The organism is Bacillus cereus group sp. BfR-BA-01379 (genome assembly GCF_022663605.1).
GTDB lineage: Bacteria > Bacillota > Bacilli > Bacillales > Bacillaceae_G > Bacillus_A > Bacillus_A mobilis.
In genome coordinates this window covers 1-18,257 of the sequence record NZ_JAKUFT010000089.1, presented here as the reverse complement: position 1 = coordinate 18,257, position 18,257 = coordinate 1, and the positions used below count along the sequence as shown (strand labels likewise).

Below are 18,257 nucleotides of genomic sequence, written 5' to 3'. Positions count from 1 at the left end.
TTTAATTCTTCTTGCTTTTTCTCTTCTTCAGTCTTTTGTTGTTGATCTTGTTTAGGTTGTTCTGTTGTATCCTGTACACTCGTATTTGGAGAAGAATCTCGTTTTTCCCCTTTTATTCGTAACTCATTACCTTCCTGAATAACAGTACTTGGCATTTTAAAGCGTGATTTGTCAGTAGCAAACTCACTCATCATTTCTTTAAAGATCAACTGTGCAATTTTCGTATTTTTACTACTAATATACTCGTCTTTACCATCTTTCATATATCCAGTCCATACCGCCATCGTATATTGCGGTGTATAACCTGCAAACCAACTATCACGAGTCGCACTTTCTGGAATGTTATATTTCGCGAGTTGTCTTGAATCATAGTTTGTTGTACCTGTTTTACCAGCTACATCTAAAGAACTTATATTTGCTGCTGTACCAGTACCTGATGTTACCACTGAACGAAGCATATCAGTAATCATATATGCTGTAGAGTCAGCTATAACTTGTTTTGGTTTTTGCTCAAAACTTTGTGACTTGCCGTCTGGATAAACTACTTTCTTAACAAAATGCGGTTTTGCATACTTTCCACCATTACCAAATGTCGCATAAGCACCAGCTATTTCAGTTGGTGATACTTCATTTGTACCTATAGCTGTAGATTCTGCCGGCGGTTTATTAAATGTAATACCTAATTTCTCAGAGAACTCCTTTGATTTATTCAGTCCTACTTCTTTTGCAGTTTTAACTGCTGGAACGTTACGTGACATTTTTAACGCTTCACGCATAGTAATTGGGCCTAAATGACTTCTGTCTGCATTTCGAAGTTCTTGTCCCGTTGAATATTTAAATGGAGAATCATCAATTTGATGATAGGTTGCCCATTTTAAGTATTCAATTGCAGGACCGTAATCAAAGATTGGCTTCATCGTTGAACCAGCTGCACGATCTAATTCAATTGCCATATTATGCCCTTTAAATACTGCTTTATTTTCACCACGCCCACTACCTATAGCACGAACCTCACCTGTTTTCGTATCCATAAATGTGAAAGCACCTTGGAATTTATCATTTGGATAATTAACAATATTTGTATTTAAAATATTTTCAGCTAATTTCTGTGCATCTGGATCCAATGTTGTATGAATTTCTAAACCGTCAGATCCAATATTAGCATCTGGCAATTCTTTTTCAACTTCTTTCACAACCGCATCCATAAATGCAGGATATGGCATTGCCTGTAGCTCACCTGCACTCTTAATATCTTTATCCACTGGTACTTTCGATGCTTCTTCCATCTCTGCCTTTGTAATATAACCATGTCGATTCATTAACCCTAGTACAACATTTCTTCTTTCTGTGGCCCTTTGAACGTTTTCTGGTTTCGATGGATCATAGTTATTCGGTGCTTTCGGTAAACCGGCAAGCATCGCAACTTCTGGTAATGTTAGCTCTTTTAATTCTTTACCATAGTAGTTTTGTGCTGCTGTTGCGATTCCATATGAACGGTTTCCTAAGTTAATTTTATTTAAATACATTTCCAAAATTTCATGTTTTGAATATTGTTGTTCTAGCTTATACGCTAAATATATTTCCTGAACCTTACGTTTTGATGTTTTTTCCATCGATAAGAAGTAGTTTTTAATAACCTGCTGCGTTATTGTACTTCCACCTTGTGAACCGTAATCTCCTTTAAGACTCACCAAAACAGCACGGGCAGTACCTTTGAAGTCTACTCCGCTATGCTCATAAAAACGTGCATCTTCAGTTGCTAAAAATGCATTTTCTACTAATTTAGGTATTTGATCATACGTAACATTCGTCCGTTTCTCTTTCCCGTATTCATATACCAAATCGCCATTTTTATCATAAATTTTTGAGGATAACGGATTAACAAGTTTTGCTTTCTCAAGTTTTGGTGCGTCCTTAATCATTACGAAGAAGGTAGCAACCCCCGCCACTAAACCAACAATACCAAGTAATAAACAAGTAATTAAAAACTTACGAAAAAATGATGTTTTCCCTTTTGGTTTTTGTGTTTTAGAAGCTGGCTGTTTTTTCTTTTTAACTTGTCGTCGCTCCTCTCGAGAACGATAATTTTCTGACATGTTACTTTCTCCTGCCTTTCAATTCTCCCGTTGATTTACTTAAAAATATTGAGGTCACTTTCTAAACTGAATTTAATTAAGAAAGTATATTGACCTGGAGCATTCAATATTTTCCTAATTCACAGATTATAAATTTTAGAATACTTCTTATACAAACTATTTTCACTTCTATTTTTCCTAATAATGCTGCCCCTTTAAGCATAGAATGTAAAAAGTGAATTTTTAATACCTCGTATAAATAATATACCTTTTTTTCAAATGGTCAATATTTTCTTATTTATAAATCAAAGGTGAAATAAAAATAGCACAACGATATGTACTTCGTGTGAACTTCCTTATAATTACGTATAACGAACATTTAATATATTGTATATAAATATAATACCTCTTTAATTATAAGGATTTCAACACCAGAACCCCAATATCTACAAGAAATTATTAAAAATGAAAAGTGAGGAGTTCCGTAATGATGAAGCTATCTCCCGTGATTTCAAAAAATATAGTTGCTGTTGGCTATAATCCTTTTTCTATGATTTTACGTATTCAATTAAAGAATGGAATGTATGATTTCTTTAACGTTCCTGAAAACATTTACACCGGTTTATTAAGCGCACAATCTAAAACTAATTATCACAATACTTATATTAAAAATTCTTACCGCTATACTAAAATTTAAACTTAAATAGAATGAAAAAAGAAAGGCGGTAGTCCCCCTTTCTTTTTTCATTTCCTAATTTAGCTATCTTCTATCCCTCTTATTCATTTCATCATATGCTCGAATTTGTTTTCTTAAACGCTGATCTGCTTTTTTATCATGTACAACTAATATCGCATGTATAACTCCTGGAACCCAAAATATTAATGTTAATATGAAGTTAATTATCGCTTGAAATGGTTTGCCGCAAAATAATACGGCTACAGGCGGAAGAAGAATTGCCAATAAATACATCATCTCTTGAAAACTCCTCGTTTTGTATTTTTTATCTTTCTTCATACACTAATAAAACCAATTATCTTTGTATTTCATCTAATAACTGTTCTACTGTTATATATTCTATTCTAATGCAAAAAAACCTACTACTTCAACTTTTCTACTTATGTAAAATTGAAATTTCACATACCTCCTTTACATGAATAATTTCATATTTTTATTTTTTTCTACCCTTTCTTCTTTCTCTATGATAGTTAATCCAATCGCAGAAATAACAGTACCTATCGCTTGTATCCAAACACCAATGAGTGCTATTATCTTCTCATTCTTCTTATCAACCATAATGTATTCATGTTCTATTTCGTTCTTTGATATATTCATAATACCTTGATACGCTTGAAGTCCAGCACCTAAACTTTGCAAAGAATTTCCTAGTATTATAATTCTTTGTATCGCTTTCATCTGAAGCAAAGCTGCTTCTACTCCTAAAAAAGCACCTATCGATTGTAAACTGTTCCCGACAATAATAAGATAATCATTCTCTTTCGATTGTTCATTTATATTAAAATATGTTCCTATTACATTTGATATATTCCCTAACGCTAATAACTCAATGCCCATTTTATCGAGCATTTCACTTTTATTCTCCAAACATATATTTTGCTTTTCTCTTTCGCCTTCATCTTCGGTATCATTACTCGCTATAATTTGTAATATATACCCGAGGGCTTGTAATGAGCTTCCTACAATTACAAGATCTGATTCAACTTTCTCTTCTCCAATAAATCCTCTTGTCGCCCCAATAGCCGTCGTAAGATTTCCACCTACTTGATACCATGCTCCCGTCACTTTTAAACTGCTTGGATTCATTCTTATCACCTATTTAGAAATTTTCTATTGCTTTCGAAATACATAAATTGCATCCTCTTTCTCATGTTTATTTTCTACATGTAATTTTGTGCATTCTATAATGTGTTAAAAATACAAAAAAGCACCTTAAAGGTACTTTTTTATACAAAGTGTGTATCACTGAAAATATGCTAATTCAATGTATATTTACATACATTCTGGGCATGTCAATGAAGATCCATTTTTATCTATTGTTATATTTAATATATATTTAATCGCATTACGTGACCACATTTCAGGTGTGGGTGATTCATTTACATACTGTGGTGCACATGAATACAGCATTGGAGTGCTTATGCTCCCGCCTGGATCTAAAGCAATAACAGCCATACCATTAGGTAACTCAAGTGCCATAGATTTCGTGATACCTTCAATTGCAAACTTTGAGGCACAATATGGCGCCAGCTCAGCTTCTCCTTCTCGGCCCCAACTAGAACTCATATTAATAATCATTCCTTCTTTCCTAGCTACCATCGCTGGGACAAATGCCCTAATTACATTTACTACACCATTTACGTTTATATTCATTACATTTTCGAATTCTTGAGCTGTTACTTTCCACAGTGGCGCATTTTTATTAACAATTGATGCATTATTTATTAACAAATCAGGTGCTCTATGTCTATGCAGTATATAATTTGCCCAACTACTTACTTGCTGGGAGTCTGAAACATCAATTATTTGAAAATCATGTATATTACCGTAATAATTTTTCAATTCTTCAATTTTATCTTTTGAACGCCCACAGCCATATATAGTCCATCCCAATTCATGAAATCGATCAACCATTGCACGACCTAACCCTTGCGTCACTCCTGTAATCATTACAATTTTTCCAATTTCGTTTCGCTTCAAATATCTCTCCTCCTTTACAACATTTTATACTCTTCCTTTTCATTCAGCCATTTACTAAAGTATCAACTTATTTCATACTTTAGAAGGAGTTTTTATGTAAACAAAAAGAGTAACCATAACAGTTACTCTTGCTTATATATCAAAAAAATCATTATTTATTTCGTTATTGCTTTTATATTTCAGCTTCTTTTTCCCGTATTTCTTACACCGATACATATAATCTACACCTAGATTACCTACTTTTGTTTAAATTCTCAATCTCATTTTGCAACTTTTTGAATTGTTCAAAATGCATAGTGATAGATTGACTATTTCCATAATCAACACTATGCTTCACAAATAAAACACCAGTATCATGAAAAATTGCTTCCAGTTCTTTTCTGATCGATACTTTCATTATATGTGCTGTTTTAATAGCCGATAAAATTGCAATTTCATTAAACTTTAATTTTATTTCATTTGGACAAAATGCTTCTTCAACCAATATAACTTCATTGCTATAAATAAGTGCAACAAGATTACTTGATTTTGCATCTGTTAAATCTACTTTTTTTATAACATTATTCATTACATTTTGCCTCCTTTTATTTCATATATATTAATTATACAATTTTTTAAAAAAATTAATCGACCTTACATTAATTTTAACATACTTTTATTGCAGGATTAAGCTACACTTCAAACGTTTTACTATTCCACGATTTTTGTTACATGAACCATTTGGACTATAAGGCCATATATTAGTATTAACAAATGATTGTAAAGCGGGTGAAAACTATGCCCTCAGTTGTAGGGAATTTAGTTGTACAAAATAGTAACGGTTCATTTAATTTAGGCGATTTCTACAACGTTTCTCCGAAAGAAAATACGAAGGCTTATAATGGATCTGGTGCTTCAAACGTTGGTTTTGTTGTTAATACTTTTAATGGTGTGAGCGCGACTAATACGTTTGATTCTGACCTTGCAGATCAAAACCAGGTAGGTACAGCGTAGTCCTATTTTTTACATCGTACTGTTTAGGAATAATAAATTTGTCTATACTATAATCAGGCTGTTACACAGCTATTATTGATTTTTGGAGTACCCTATCTTTTTCTCCCTTTCCCTGGGGCTTAGCAGCTAGTATGAAGCTAGCTGCTTTTTCGTTTCATTTTTTCTGCTCCACATCTAACAAAAATAAAAAGCTAAAATTTTATTTCAGCTTCCTTTACGTTATTTCAATAATATCCGAAGTATTAAATACATAAGTTTTATAAAATGCGTCCGTACATATTACAATGCACTTTAGCGGGTTTATATGCACAACTGTCATATAGCTTGTAAGTATGTAGCCACCTTCAAAATATGTCACCAATATTTCTTTATCCGACAATAATGACGTTAATAATTTATCAGAAATTCTCTCTTTTGCTTCTTTTGTTAAGAGCGGTTTTTGTACTTTAAACTTCTCTCCAACAATCTTTCTCATACTTAACAACTGTTCCGACATTACTGTAAATGGAACCCATTCTCTGTCTATTTTCTGCACCTTTACATCATTCATTTTTTTATCTCCTTGATCATTTATCCATTCTATTTCACATATATTATTCCTTGATTATTCTTTCATAATTGCTTGGCTCATATTTCTCACGCATTAACAAGTAGTAAAGCTCCCACCTCAAAATTCGGCACATGTGAGGTATATAAGTCGAAAACTAACTGCCCGTAAACACCGAATTGGTGAAAGCTAATAGTCAATGGACAATAAGCACCTCACTGATTAACGTTTCACTTTACTTCTAATTCATATAGTAGCTGCATTAAACGGAACACTCGTTCTAATTATACACGAACATATATTCTTTTGAGAAGAGAAATAATTTTATTTTTAACAAAAAATAATTTAAATCATTTTCTTATACATATATCCATCATTGATTTTCTTCATCAAATGATTTTTTCACTTCCTATTTAATAGGAAGTTCACATATTTACTAAAAAAGCGACTTCATATAAAATGAAGTCGCTTTTTTCTTATAATGTATATTTCTATATTTATTTTTCTATCCTGACAAGTGTTCTTTTGGGAATCGAAATTTCATCAATTTTAAAATGGTTTATTTTTAATTTTTATTCCCCCACTCGTTCCTTATCTTCATAACCAACCCAGCAACTGAATAATTCAAAATAGTCACCCTCATTTAAATATCCTTCCATAATCGATCATAAAGCTAATAGCTTTTTTTAGCTTCTTTCTTCTCCTTTTCAGTTTTACACTCATAAAGTTCAATGCCCCAACTCATTGAAACCTCATGCGTGTAACTTGTTTGGAATTGAAACTCTTGTACAATTTCAAGCATTCTTTCGTCTGAAAAACACGGTCCAAAAATAATTACATCATTCGAATCTGGATCCGTTAACGGAATTTCTACATTGCAGCCTATATAACTTGCTAAACTCATTTTTACTCTCCTAATATTCGTATACAATGTACTTTATATGAATATTTATCTACTCGAATATAAAATCCCTGCCTAAACTAAAAAGTTTTAATTTTTCAAGTTTATTAACCAACTATAAATGAAAGCATATATTATAAAGAACGAACTCACAAAATTTAGGGAATTTATAACGGACCACAATTCGTTCCTTATGAATTTCTATGAAAAGAGAGGAATGTAAACGCTCTCTTTTTGTACATACTGTATAAAACTATTTATAAATAATTGCCCCTAATTATTAAATATATTTTGGTTGTAATATTATATGTAGCTCCCTCTCTGTTTCTGCTTTTTTTGGGTTGCGAAAATACTCTAATTCGTACTTTAATACTTCATACTCAACCATCCCAATCTTAATCCCTTTCGTTTCCTTTAAAATAGCTAATAAGTTACTTATCTCTTCATCATATGATTCAAAAATCTTCCCTCCATCTTCTCTTTGAAAAATTACTTTCATATTTTCTCCTCCTACGTAATATATTTATCTATTAAATAATTTGTTTAAAAGCATTCTTTCTTTATCCTAAAAATTTCATACTAAAAAGAACATCCTTTTTTAGTAGAATGCTCTGCTTTTCACTTCATTTAGAATCAATATTTTTTCAATAATATTATATGTTTTATTCTGCAAATTATGTTTATCCGCTTCAATAAAGTAAAATTTATATCAATTAGGATTTTGTTCATTCTCGACTAATAATTAGCCTACACCAATCAGATTGCCTGCAAATAGTGGGAGAAGATTAATAAATTAGCTTTATATTTAATGAAATTAAGCAAATGAAACATTATAATATCAATATTCTATGAAGCATTGATCATTCCAACTTTAAAAATTACATAAATTCCCATTGTAATTCTTAATATTTAAATGTAATATTGTATTGTCTTACTATCTATTTATAACTCACACACTAATTAGAAAAAGGGAACCTATAAAGGTTCCCTTTTTCTAATTACAGTCATTATTTCTTTTCTAGAAATTCAAATGTATTTTTAAAGTCTTTATCGTTCACCTTAATATCAGCATCTTTCAGTAAATCATTGACTACTTGTTGTTTCCATTTACCAGTCGTATCTTGTAGTCTTTGCTGTTCTAAATCTTTACGAATTTGGTCTTTTACTTCATCAAATGGCTTCAATTCTTTTTTATCTGTCACTTTAATAATATGGTAACCATAAGTTGTTTTTACTGGCTCACTTACGTGTCCTGCATCTAATTTATATGCAGCTTCCTCAAATTCTTTCACCGTTTGTCCTGGAGCAAAACCAGTTATTTCTCCGCCTTGTTCTTTTGAACCAGGATCCTCTGAGTATTGCTTCGCTAAAGCTGCAAAATCTTCACCACTATTTACTTTCTCTTTCACTTCTTTAGCAGTTTTTTCATCTTTCACTAAAATGTGACTTACCTTAATCTCTGGTTTATAATTATCTTTTACATCTTTTTCTGTGACAGTCGCTTTAATCGCTTTTTCAAATGCGATTTCCGGCTTCATTTTTTCTTTTAATTCATCTTCATTTTTCAATCCAATTTGCTCTAAAGTCGCTTTGAAGTTGTCACCCATTTTATCTTTTGCTTCTTCTACTTGTTTTTTTGCTTCCTCATCTGAAACTTTATATTTATCTAGTAACGCCTTACTTAACACCATTTGGTATAAAGTACTTTCCCCATATTTTTGTCTTAATTCTTTACTTAACTCTTTCTCTGTAACATTTCCTACTTTTGATGTTACTACATTGCCTGAGGAACCACATGCCGATAATGCCAGTACTACGCATGAAATAATTGTTCCTAAAAATAGCTTTTTCTTTTTCAATTCAAAATACCTCACTTTTATTATTATATAAGAATAACTATACAATGTACTTGTGTTAACAATGTGTTTTCCACATGTAATTCATTTCATTTGAATAAACTATGTATCTTGTTCTTTTTTCAATACATAAAACATTTATTTACTTATAGGTACTTAATATTTAAATGTTCTTTCAGTATCCAATTATTTTGCCCGATATCTACCGCATTTTTGGCTCTGCCCCACACACGAAAAGATTTTGACCCATCAATATTACCTTTATAATTTATACATTCAGGCTCTGCATAATAGTTTACTCCATACCCAACAGGATATTTTGAAACTGCATAAAACCATTGCACATCAAAATGTTTTACAAATACCCACTGTTTATCATTGCCTAAGCAAATCATATCTTTATCCGCGCCTCCCCAATAACCATGTAAGACTAAATATGGCGTTTTTTGAGTGATTGTACCTGTAAACTGAGGATTCGCAGGATTTTCATATACGTTTATACCATATCCATCATCATATTTTGAAATCGCAATACCAATACCATTTGGTTGCTGTGTATCCTCTTTGTCAGATAGAATATATTGATTTACTTGATCTGAGCCTATAAACCAAGAAAGCGACTTATTTCCTATTAATTGATTCAAATCACATTTCCCAATACCAGGAACATTTCCTGAATCAGTATATTGCCAAATATCACAAGGATATGCTGGCTTATTCCCACCATAACGAGGAATCCACACAAAATCAACTTCAATATTACGTGCTCCAAATGATACATACGTGTGATGCCCCACATATAGTCCTATTTTTTTCGCACCTAAACGGCGTAATTCATCTATAAAGGCTTGTGTCCCCCCTTGCATATCCATCATCGTTTGAATTTCTACATCCACCACCCAAAACTTAGCAGATTTATCTCCGCGATTCCAAAAATCTTGTGCCTCTTTCCTTGCATCAGCAATAGAAATGAAGCGACAAAATGCATAATTCCCAAATGGAATACTGCGTTTTTTCATTTCAGTCACATAATTTTGATACATAAAATCTACCGTATTCGATCCATCTTGAACTCTAGCAATAACTAAATCTAGCTGCGATGCTGCAATATCCCAATTAATCGTTCCATCCCATTTTGAAATATCGATAATATACCCCAATACAATTCATCCCCTTTTTATTATCATATTCAAAGCTAGCTTTATTGAAATCTCCTTATGCCTAATACTAGCTATCTATAATATAAATAAGGAGAATCTATATTATTTTTCAAAAATTATAATCTATTAATTAGACTTCCATTAATTTTATTTATATTTCATACAGTTCATTCACAAATTTGAAATATATACTAACATCCATTAGTAAATAATATTGGTTATTCAATCTAGTATTAGAAACGTTCTTTCTATTACTACTCATCGGTATTAATCTTCTTTAGACTAATAAACATATGTATAACAGCTAACTTTCTGTATTTCTTATGTTTACTCTATATTATCGAAAATGATTTATCTTTCATTTCTTATATATTTTCACATCAAATATACTATCTTTACACGCTATATATTTATCAGTAGAAATTTCAGCCATCATCCGCAATTAGCTACACAAAGTAACGTTAATGCATACAAAAAAGACATTTTCTAATAAAGAAAATGTCTACTTACAATCTAGTAAAACAATTTTGGTGTTAGATCTGTATTTTGTAATTGTGCACTCTCACTGCTCGTAACACAGCTTGTGGAGAATAAAATTGGGATATCACAAACGTCATCGTTCATTACATCATGAAATACATTTGCAGCAACACCAGTAAATGTTTGACATAAATTTGAAATATCATCGTTAAAAAATTGAATCACTTGCGCTGCAAAAACTGGAAAGACAACATTTGATCCACCAGGAAGCTGCGGCTGTACAACAACTTGTTCAAAATAAGGATTATTTTCTAGCGCCACTTGAAACAAATGAGCAATTTCAAATGCATCTAGTGGACATGGAAGTGGATTTACAATGTTATTTTCATTATTCGTTACAATAACTGTTACACTTACATTCCCAAATTCTACAAAAGATTTTAGAAGCGTTGCTAACGCTATCGCTTTTTCATTACTTAACGCATGCACTAAAATAATATAATTCCCGCCAACTGGAATTAGCGGACCAACTGAAATAGTTGGATCAGCACCAATTGAATTTTTTAACTCATTGAAATATGTGATCCACGGTGGTGAAAGCTGAGCTTGTACATTTTCTTGCACTCTTTCATTACCTCCTAATACAATTCTTACTATTATTATATGTATCAAGGAAAAAAGTGTATTAGATAAATTACTTATTTTTTACTTTTACCTATTATATCGATTAAACATTTTATAGAACATTCTCTGTTTTCAATGCATTCTCCGCATTCTTACCACGCCTTAAAACCCCATATCATTATCAACACGACTAAAATTTCATATTATATTAATACGCCTTTATAATCTGAACGAAAAAGCGCAGTATACAATACTGCATATGAGGAGATGATTTCATGAAAAAAAAACCTATCGTGGTCAAAGTACCTCCAAATTCAAAACTGAAAATTACATTTTTCGGTCCTTGTAACGAAGTAATTACAAATGTTTCTATAATTAATCAACTTTCCACACCTAAATGTCAAACTATTACGCAATATCCAAACTACAAGAAATACGAAACTGAAATACGATCATTATCCAGTTGTTAATCTGTTCTATTCACACCCCTTATAACTTTGTTAGTTAGACAAATTTAGTAATAGACAAAAATTACTCATTTCATGTTATTCCATTGATAATCTATTGATTTTTTACACGTTTTTATTAATCGAGCATATATTATCGTATGGAGATTATCCACTCATAAAACCTATCTTTCTTTAGAGCGTACCGTTTGTGTATGCTCTTTTTTTTATTTCTCCCTCATCCTGTATATTTAAATCTGTTCACTTTTATATTTCATGAATGGTAAACCCACCTGTTCTCTATAAACAATCTACTCAAGGTGTCCCCAACAATACTCCTTTATTGATTATACTTTCACCCCTCTGTTACATTAGTATATTTATTCAAACTTGATTCATCTAGAACATTTCCCTTCTAAATTGACCATAGATGTATTAAAATCTTTATATAATTAAGGAGGTCAAATATGTTCAAGTTGCATCCAATACTACTCATCTTAGGGTTTATTTTATTTTTATATAGTGTAATCGCCTTAATGTTATTCCTTTCCATAGAATAGTAATACCTACATATACCTATGTTAAATATGTAATTTCTATATAGTAAAGAAAAAGCCCGTAATTATACGGCTTTTAATGTATTAATAAATTAAGTTGTCTTTTCTATTACATAAGACGACTAGCAAATGTAATGCAAAAGAAATTTCACAACCATGTTACATGTTTCATTGAACTCTTTTATTATCTGTAGAAGATCTAAAACTCATAATATGCTGGCACTTTCAACCTTACATCCTAGCATGTGAAATTCTCCTGAAACAAACTATTTTTAACCTATTTACTTATATATTTTAGAAAAACAATAATAATCCCCCACCATTTGGTAAAGGGGATTAACAAAATCTACTGAAAAGTATTTTATTCTATTCGTTATTTAATTGGAGAAGGAAATCTTGCAGCTTCAAAATGAACCGTATTCAAACCATTAACATTTTGAACAATTACCCCAGCAACACTACTCTCAGCAAAAACTTCAACTGAATCTCCTGCTTCTAATTGAAGAATAGACGTTACTGAAACATCATTATTAAAAAACACCCCAGTCCCAAAGAAATCATTATCTATTGCTATTGCTGGATTTCCATTCACACGAATTTCTACTCTAGCTCTGTAATTTACATTAAAATCATTTGGAGAGAACGTTATATTTCCTAATACACTATATACTCCTTTCGTCTTCGGAATAAAAGTAGATGTTGTTGAGTTATATTCATTTGCTAAATCAAACTGTTCATTTTGAAATAATACTTTAACTGAAGTATTTTCAGGAACAGGTTGATTCATTGTATTAACAGCTCTAAATGCTGATGCCCTTACAAGTTTTTCTTTCTTATCATCACAACAATTCACTTTTACATACTTTCTATCACATTGACTATTTTTTCTAAAGCAATCATGACTTTTCTCTTTGTAATCTTTACAATACTTACAGTAATAATAAGACGTAGTAAGTCCCCCTTTAAAGTTATTATTACATACTATGTAACAAAGATAAGAATTGTTTGGACAAACTATTACTATTTTCAATAGAATAAAATATCCCCACCATTTTGGTGAGGATTATTCTTTATCTTCTATATATTCGACTTTATTTAATCGGAGAAGGAAATCTTGCAGCTTCAAAATGTGAACCATCTTCTGAAGGACTTAAAACTCCATCTATGCTACTTTGCGCATAAACCTCAACTTGATCTCCTTCATTTAATAGAATAATCGTCGAAACACTTACTACATTTCCAAAACTTATTGGACCAAAAAAATCATTATCTATCGCTATTGCTGCGTTTCCATTCACACGAATTTCTACACGAGCTCTATAATTTAAGCTAGGATCGTTTGGAAAGAAACCAATCGTTCCAATAACAGAGTAAACTCCCCTAGTCTTCGGAATAAAAATGGACGTTACTGGATTATACTCATTTGCTAAATCAAATTGTTCATTTTGGAACAATACCTTTACAAAAGTATTGGCAGGAACCGTTTGATTCACCGTATTTCTAGCTCTAAATGCTGATGCCCTAACAAGCTTCTCCTCGTTGTCATTACACTTACTCGTATTTTTACAACAATCATGCTGTTTCTTTTTATACTCTTTACAATACTTACAGTAGTTATAGCAAGACATACTAGTTCCCCTTTCAAGCTTATTCCTTACATGTTATGTATGAGGGATTCGTAATGTTTGGACGAGCTATTGCTTTAGAACTATACTTGTCGCCTATTTATATACAAGTAAGTGAAAACATATCAATAAAATCACAATCTAAATGTATAGTGCACTCCATTCGAATTTGATAGATTCTTCTCTTATTTATTTTACTTTCAATACAAAAAAGAGCGAATCTACATTCGCTCTTTCCCATATATTTACGGCCCAAAACTTATCATCCAACCTAACATAAATCCAAATATAGCAAACAGCAGCATAAAAACAAATAAACTACATGCCCAAAATGCATATTTTCGACTTTTGCTTTTGGTGATCATACCTACAACTGAGCACACCACTCCAATACCAACTATTTGCAAAAAACCTTTACCTATAAATGTTTCTTGAATAAGCAATATAATGTTCAAATACAATAACGCTAGAAAAGCAATAATTAATGAAATAGTCCCCATCCATGTTTCCCGTTTATAAATATGATTCTTTCTTTTTTTTAAGAATGCCAATTCCATAACCTCGCTTCACCTACTTTCAATTTTCTAACTTTTTCGTGGCTCATCAATTTTTCAACTTCTACTTTAGGCCCAGTTACAACCACCCCGTATGTTTTTACCCCATTTTTTTCAAGGAATGAAATACGCTTTGATAACTCTAATACTTTCGCTCTAGATAGCTTCACTGCTAAATTTTCATGCTTCTGTAATGACTTTAAAACATCAATAAATTGTTCCTCATGAGGTGAATCCCCTTCAAAAGCACCACTTGGCCTTGAAATCATATCTGCTGGGAAGCCAATCGGGGCTACATACATTCCCTCATCATTCATTTGCTTCTCCTCTAACCCTGTATTAACGGCATACCAAACGATATCAATAGTAGGAAACATATTTGTTACCTCTTGTACACTTAATAATTCTCTAAAAGATACAAATGCTTCTACAACAGATTCTTGTGGAAGACCCTTTAACATCTGCGCTTCTTCGCCACTATTATAGGACGCATTATAATTATTAGGATGAGACAATACTTCGTTATCTATATACGGGATTTCTGGAATTTTCTCATCTGTTGTATATTCACGGCTTACTTTCGTTGCTCTACTAAATACATAATCTGTTTTCTCTTCTCCTATTCGAATATCTTTCTTTCCTACTCTTTTATATAAATCAAAATGCAATTGCAAACTAAGCGGTAACAACATTTGCTCCATGTCCCTATCTTTCAAAAATACATTTGGTTCTGTTACACTTAACGTTTGATTTACTACATTCCGTATCTCCATTGCGTTTGTAGGTGCTAATGTATAATATAAGAGTGTAGATATATATAAAATTGGTTGAATAAGTAATAAAAAAATAAATACAATCAAAACATTCGTAATACGTGCTCTTTTTTTACCTATTTTCAACACTTGCTCCTGTTTTCCATCAGGAAGTGAAGCCGGTTTTTGATGAAGAGCTTCTTGTAACAATTCTTTATAATCATCTTGTTCAGAATGAGGTTTATCATTTGTCATTTTGACTCTTTTCCTCCTTTAACAATTCTTTTAATCTCTTTCTCCCGCGAAATATGTGACTTTTATACGTGTTTAACTTTAAATCTAATACAGATGCACCCTCTTCGTACGTTAATTGATGTACGTCACATAATAAAATAACTTGCGCCTCCACCACCGGTAAAGTATGAATAATCTGAATTAATTTTTCATAACTATTTTTTGCGACCACATACTCTTCTGTGGATTCCCCTGCTTGTATTGTCTCTAATTCCTCCGTTCCTACAAAGGTTACTTTTTTCTCTTTCCTAACAAAATCAATAAACGTATGATATGCCACTTTAAATAGCCATGATTTTACCTTTTGGTTTTCATAGTCTTCTAAATAAAGATACGCCCTATAAAAAGTCTCCTGCATCAAGTCCTCCGCTACGTGATGGCTACGAGAAAGGGAAAATAAATACCGGTACACATCGTTTATATAAACCTTATATATTTCTTCAATCTCCATCCCCCTCCTCCTTTCATATATAACACGAATAAAGAAATCAAAAAGTTGCATTATTTTTTCTTTTTTATTAATAAAAAAGAAATTTTATACATTTCAATAACTATTTACAATTATAAACAAAATATAAGATATTATGGCTGTAAATATCTTTAAAAACCAGCCAAAAAACGATTCAGCTGTTCTCTTAATCTTGTAATTTGATAGTCATAGGACAATCATACTGTATGATATAACCACAGATAGAACTTCGTTGTTGAATCTTAACCTGGTTCGCGTAAATAAACCTTCATGTTTCCTTTCATGCAAAGCCACTAGTCATCATTTGTCATGATTAGATAATTCCCATTCTTTTTTTAATCGATATCTTCTCATCAAAAAAACTCCACTTGTATTATGTACGGAGATTATCTCATCGGTTATTTACAAATTGTAGGTGAGGACTATTTGACGCTTATACATACACAATTTCATCCCCCTCAATTGTCCCCGTCATTTACGGGCAATAAGACTCACACCTCAAAATTCGGCACTTGCAAGAAAGTTAGGCGGGAGCCGCGCTGCTCATAAAAACCGTTTGGTGAGGGCTAATAACCGGTTTTGGATGCCCGCCCCATATTGATTAAACTTTCCATTTATAGATTAAATACAGTTCCATATGGGATAGTAAGAAAAGAACTTCCATACGGTGTGATTTGATGCACTGGGTAAAAATACTCCGTAGATGAATAATACGGCTGGATACCTTGTTGCTGCATCTGTATTTGTTGTTGCATTTGTAACGCTTGTTGAACAGCTTGAACTGTACTTTGTGCTCCGCTAAACGTTATGGATGTACCATACGCTGGGCGTATACCTGCTTGAGAATAAAAATACGAATAAAACATTATTGTCAACTCACTTCCATATAAGTTATTACAAATTATGTTATGATTCTTTATTTCAGTGAGTGCTGAAATCTAGTACACTTGCTTTTAGAAACTTTTTCATTTTAATTATTTCTTTTCATATCTTCAATTTCATATTTCAAAGAAGATTATATAAAAAAACAAAATGAATAATCTTAAATAAAATTCTATATGGAACTGTATTAGATCCTAACTTAATTAAACTTATCGTGATCACCAAATCTAACCATTACAATAATACTCGTCTCATAAGAACACCTCCATTTTGTTGACATATACTTTTTAAAAAACATTCCTGGATATTTCACATAAAACATATACTCATAAACACTTTAAATCTAGAAACAACTATTAGTTATCAAACTGTACTTACTATTAAACTTTTTAAAAAGGAGGTAATTATGAAACATAATCCAAGTTCAAACGATCCGTGCGAAAAATTCCAATTCCCCTGTTTTATTTCTATAGCCTCTTGCGATCAAACTAATTGTTGTACACCTGTTTTCTTCTCATCTTCTCAGCAACAAGAATTATTGTCCCTAATTAACCAATTAAATCAAGCTATCCTTTCTTTCTTTACCACGCCAAATCCGACAACTATACAAATACTCCAATCATCTTTACAAGCGTTAAATGATTTAATCATTGCAGTACAACCAAATACTCCAAATAAAAATTTAGTTATACGAACTATCACTCAACTAATCAATTCTTTGCCTACTGCATCTCTTACTCAAATCTCTGCGTTATTCCAATTTCTATTCCAAAATTTATCTTCGCTCATTAGTTGTTCAAATCTATCCGATCCATTTCTGCAACAAACATTCAACTTAATTTTGCAAGGCATATTGAACAGTTCACTCTTAAATAATACTGGACCTACGGGTGCGACTGGGCCTAAAGGAATTCAAGGGCCTAAAGGAGCAACTGGGCCTCAAGGTGTGCAAGGCATTCAAGGGCCAGAAGGACCGGAAGGACATACTGGCCCTCAAGGTGTGCAAGGGCTTCAAGGACCGGAAGGACTTGCAGGTGCGACTGGGCCTCAAGGCGTGGAAGGCATTCAAGGACCGGAAGGACCAGAAGGGCCCACTGGACCTCAAGGTGTGCAAGGCATTCAAGGACCACCTGGACCACCAGGGCCCACTGGTTCTGGGACTGGAATGGGGGTTCCTGGACCACCAGGTCCGACTGGACCCCAAGGTGTGCAAGGCATCCAAGGACCAGAAGGAGCCGAAGGACCTACTGGTCCTCAAGGTGTGCAAGGGCTTCAAGGGCCAGAAGGAATCGAAGGGCCCACTGGACCTCAAGGTGTGCAAGGCAT

21 protein-coding genes are annotated in these 18,257 nt (G+C 32.4%); 4 read left to right on the top strand and 17 right to left on the bottom strand.

Annotated elements, in window-relative coordinates; genetic code table 11:
• Positions 1-2,096 (bottom strand): transglycosylase domain-containing protein (locus MR113_RS23830; protein ID WP_242257098.1); only part of this gene is annotated, 2,096 nt, incomplete at its 3' end.
• A 466-nt stretch (positions 2,097-2,562) separates the two neighbouring features.
• On the opposite strand from MR113_RS23830, the gene MR113_RS23825 reads away from it, so the two are divergent.
• Positions 2,563-2,772 (top strand): KTSC domain-containing protein, encoded by a 210-nt coding sequence (locus MR113_RS23825; protein ID WP_131933606.1) that lies wholly within the window; start codon positions 2,563-2,565, stop codon positions 2,770-2,772.
• A 63-nt stretch (positions 2,773-2,835) separates the two neighbouring features.
• Here MR113_RS23825 and MR113_RS23820 read toward each other — a convergent pair whose 3' ends face one another.
• The 4 genes from MR113_RS23820 to MR113_RS23805 all read right to left on the bottom strand — a co-directional run bounded on the left by MR113_RS23820 (position 2,836) and on the right by MR113_RS23805 (position 5,359).
• The gene (locus tag MR113_RS23820) at positions 2,836-3,048 is read right to left on the bottom strand and encodes a YqaE/Pmp3 family membrane protein (RefSeq protein WP_242257097.1); all 213 of its coding nucleotides are present in this window, start codon (positions 3,046-3,048) and stop codon (positions 2,836-2,838) included.
• A 174-nt stretch (positions 3,049-3,222) separates the two neighbouring features.
• Complete coding sequence (locus tag MR113_RS23815) at positions 3,223-3,897, bottom strand: DUF6944 family repetitive protein (RefSeq protein WP_242257096.1); 675 nt, start codon at positions 3,895-3,897, stop codon at positions 3,223-3,225.
• Between the two features lie 186 nt (positions 3,898-4,083).
• A complete protein-coding gene (locus tag MR113_RS23810; protein WP_242257095.1) occupies positions 4,084-4,791 on the bottom strand; it encodes an SDR family oxidoreductase in 708 nt (235 codons plus the stop codon).
• A gap of 232 nt (positions 4,792-5,023) precedes the next feature.
• A complete protein-coding gene (locus MR113_RS23805) occupies positions 5,024-5,359 on the bottom strand; it encodes a hypothetical protein (RefSeq protein ID WP_073518359.1) in 336 nt (111 codons plus the stop codon).
• Positions 5,360-5,568: 209 nt separating this feature from the next.
• Between MR113_RS23805 and gerPF the strand changes: the two genes are divergently transcribed.
• Positions 5,569-5,784, top strand: a complete 216-nt coding sequence (gene gerPF, locus MR113_RS23800; RefSeq protein WP_001141565.1) for a spore germination protein GerPF — start codon at positions 5,569-5,571, stop codon at positions 5,782-5,784.
• A 214-nt stretch (positions 5,785-5,998) separates the two neighbouring features.
• On the opposite strand, the gene MR113_RS23795 is transcribed toward gerPF, so the two are convergent.
• The 6 genes from MR113_RS23795 to MR113_RS23770 form a co-directional block, all read right to left on the bottom strand.
• Positions 5,999-6,334 (bottom strand): YolD-like family protein, encoded by a 336-nt coding sequence (locus MR113_RS23795; RefSeq protein WP_242257094.1) that lies wholly within the window; start codon positions 6,332-6,334, stop codon positions 5,999-6,001.
• Positions 6,335-7,004: 670 nt separating this feature from the next.
• Positions 7,005-7,235: a KH domain-containing protein gene (locus MR113_RS23790; RefSeq protein WP_242257093.1), complete on the bottom strand. Its 231-nt coding sequence runs from the start codon at positions 7,233-7,235 to the stop codon at positions 7,005-7,007.
• Between the two features lie 277 nt (positions 7,236-7,512).
• Entirely contained in the window at positions 7,513-7,731 is a 219-nt protein-coding gene (locus MR113_RS23785; RefSeq protein WP_242257092.1) for a hypothetical protein, read from the bottom strand.
• A gap of 508 nt (positions 7,732-8,239) precedes the next feature.
• Entirely contained in the window at positions 8,240-9,091 is an 852-nt protein-coding gene (locus tag MR113_RS23780; RefSeq protein ID WP_242257091.1) for a peptidylprolyl isomerase PrsA, read from the bottom strand.
• 143 nt (positions 9,092-9,234) lie between these two features.
• Positions 9,235-10,248, bottom strand: a complete 1,014-nt coding sequence (locus MR113_RS23775) for a glycoside hydrolase family 25 protein (RefSeq protein ID WP_242257090.1) — start codon at positions 10,246-10,248, stop codon at positions 9,235-9,237.
• Positions 10,249-10,761: 513 nt separating this feature from the next.
• Complete coding sequence (locus MR113_RS23770; protein ID WP_242257089.1) at positions 10,762-11,352, bottom strand: hypothetical protein; 591 nt, start codon at positions 11,350-11,352, stop codon at positions 10,762-10,764.
• 275 nt (positions 11,353-11,627) lie between these two features.
• On the opposite strand from MR113_RS23770, the gene MR113_RS23765 reads away from it, so the two are divergent.
• The gene (locus tag MR113_RS23765; RefSeq protein WP_097907479.1) at positions 11,628-11,822 is read left to right on the top strand and encodes a hypothetical protein; all 195 of its coding nucleotides are present in this window, start codon (positions 11,628-11,630) and stop codon (positions 11,820-11,822) included.
• A gap of 906 nt (positions 11,823-12,728) precedes the next feature.
• Here the strand turns inward: MR113_RS23765 and MR113_RS23760 are convergent.
• From MR113_RS23760 to MR113_RS23735, 6 genes are all read right to left on the bottom strand, one after another.
• Positions 12,729-13,340 carry a hypothetical protein gene (locus MR113_RS23760; RefSeq protein WP_242257099.1) on the bottom strand — a complete coding sequence of 204 codons (612 nt, stop codon included), beginning with the start codon at positions 13,338-13,340 and terminating at the stop codon, positions 12,729-12,731.
• 106 nt (positions 13,341-13,446) lie between these two features.
• Positions 13,447-13,983, bottom strand: coding sequence for a C1q-like domain-containing protein (locus MR113_RS23755; RefSeq protein WP_242257088.1), 537 nt, complete (start codon positions 13,981-13,983; stop codon positions 13,447-13,449).
• 242 nt (positions 13,984-14,225) lie between these two features.
• Positions 14,226-14,537 carry a hypothetical protein gene (locus tag MR113_RS23750; protein WP_242257087.1) on the bottom strand — a complete coding sequence of 104 codons (312 nt, stop codon included), beginning with the start codon at positions 14,535-14,537 and terminating at the stop codon, positions 14,226-14,228.
• Positions 14,519-15,541, bottom strand: a complete 1,023-nt coding sequence (locus MR113_RS23745; RefSeq protein WP_242257086.1) for an anti-sigma factor — start codon at positions 15,539-15,541, stop codon at positions 14,519-14,521. Before MR113_RS23745 ends, MR113_RS23750 begins: the two co-directional genes overlap by 19 nt.
• Positions 15,531-16,031 carry a sigma-70 family RNA polymerase sigma factor gene (locus tag MR113_RS23740; protein ID WP_063262826.1) on the bottom strand — a complete coding sequence of 167 codons (501 nt, stop codon included), beginning with the start codon at positions 16,029-16,031 and terminating at the stop codon, positions 15,531-15,533. The genes MR113_RS23745 and MR113_RS23740 overlap by 11 nt, the downstream gene beginning before the upstream one ends.
• Before the next feature lie 632 nt (positions 16,032-16,663).
• Positions 16,664-16,915: a DUF3947 family protein gene (locus MR113_RS23735; protein WP_242257085.1), complete on the bottom strand. Its 252-nt coding sequence runs from the start codon at positions 16,913-16,915 to the stop codon at positions 16,664-16,666.
• Positions 16,916-17,337: 422 nt separating this feature from the next.
• Here MR113_RS23735 and MR113_RS23730 point away from each other — a divergent pair.
• The coding region (locus MR113_RS23730) for a collagen-like repeat preface domain-containing protein (RefSeq protein ID WP_242257084.1) at positions 17,338-18,257 on the top strand (920 nt) is incomplete at its 3' end.

Coding starts and splice junctions, on each gene's coding strand:
- MR113_RS23825 (WP_131933606.1), top strand. CDS start 2,563: ATGATGAAGCTATCTCCCGTGATTTCAAAAAATATAGTTGCTGTTGGC.
- MR113_RS23820 (WP_242257097.1), bottom strand. CDS start 3,048: ATGATGTATTTATTGGCAATTCTTCTTCCGCCTGTAGCCGTATTATTT.
- MR113_RS23815 (WP_242257096.1), bottom strand. CDS start 3,897: ATGAATCCAAGCAGTTTAAAAGTGACGGGAGCATGGTATCAAGTAGGT.
- MR113_RS23805 (WP_073518359.1), bottom strand. CDS start 5,359: ATGAATAATGTTATAAAAAAAGTAGATTTAACAGATGCAAAATCAAGT.
- gerPF (WP_001141565.1), top strand. CDS start 5,569: ATGCCCTCAGTTGTAGGGAATTTAGTTGTACAAAATAGTAACGGTTCA.
- MR113_RS23795 (WP_242257094.1), bottom strand. CDS start 6,334: ATGAATGATGTAAAGGTGCAGAAAATAGACAGAGAATGGGTTCCATTT.
- MR113_RS23790 (WP_242257093.1), bottom strand. CDS start 7,235: ATGAGTTTAGCAAGTTATATAGGCTGCAATGTAGAAATTCCGTTAACG.
- MR113_RS23785 (WP_242257092.1), bottom strand. CDS start 7,731: ATGAAAGTAATTTTTCAAAGAGAAGATGGAGGGAAGATTTTTGAATCA.
- MR113_RS23765 (WP_097907479.1), top strand. CDS start 11,628: ATGAAAAAAAAACCTATCGTGGTCAAAGTACCTCCAAATTCAAAACTG.
- MR113_RS23755 (WP_242257088.1), bottom strand. CDS start 13,983: ATGTCTTGCTATAACTACTGTAAGTATTGTAAAGAGTATAAAAAGAAA.
- MR113_RS23750 (WP_242257087.1), bottom strand. CDS start 14,537: ATGGAATTGGCATTCTTAAAAAAAAGAAAGAATCATATTTATAAACGG.
- MR113_RS23745 (WP_242257086.1), bottom strand. CDS start 15,541: ATGACAAATGATAAACCTCATTCTGAACAAGATGATTATAAAGAATTG.
- MR113_RS23740 (WP_063262826.1), bottom strand. CDS start 16,031: ATGGAGATTGAAGAAATATATAAGGTTTATATAAACGATGTGTACCGG.
- MR113_RS23735 (WP_242257085.1), bottom strand. CDS start 16,915: ATGTTTTATTCGTATTTTTATTCTCAAGCAGGTATACGCCCAGCGTAT.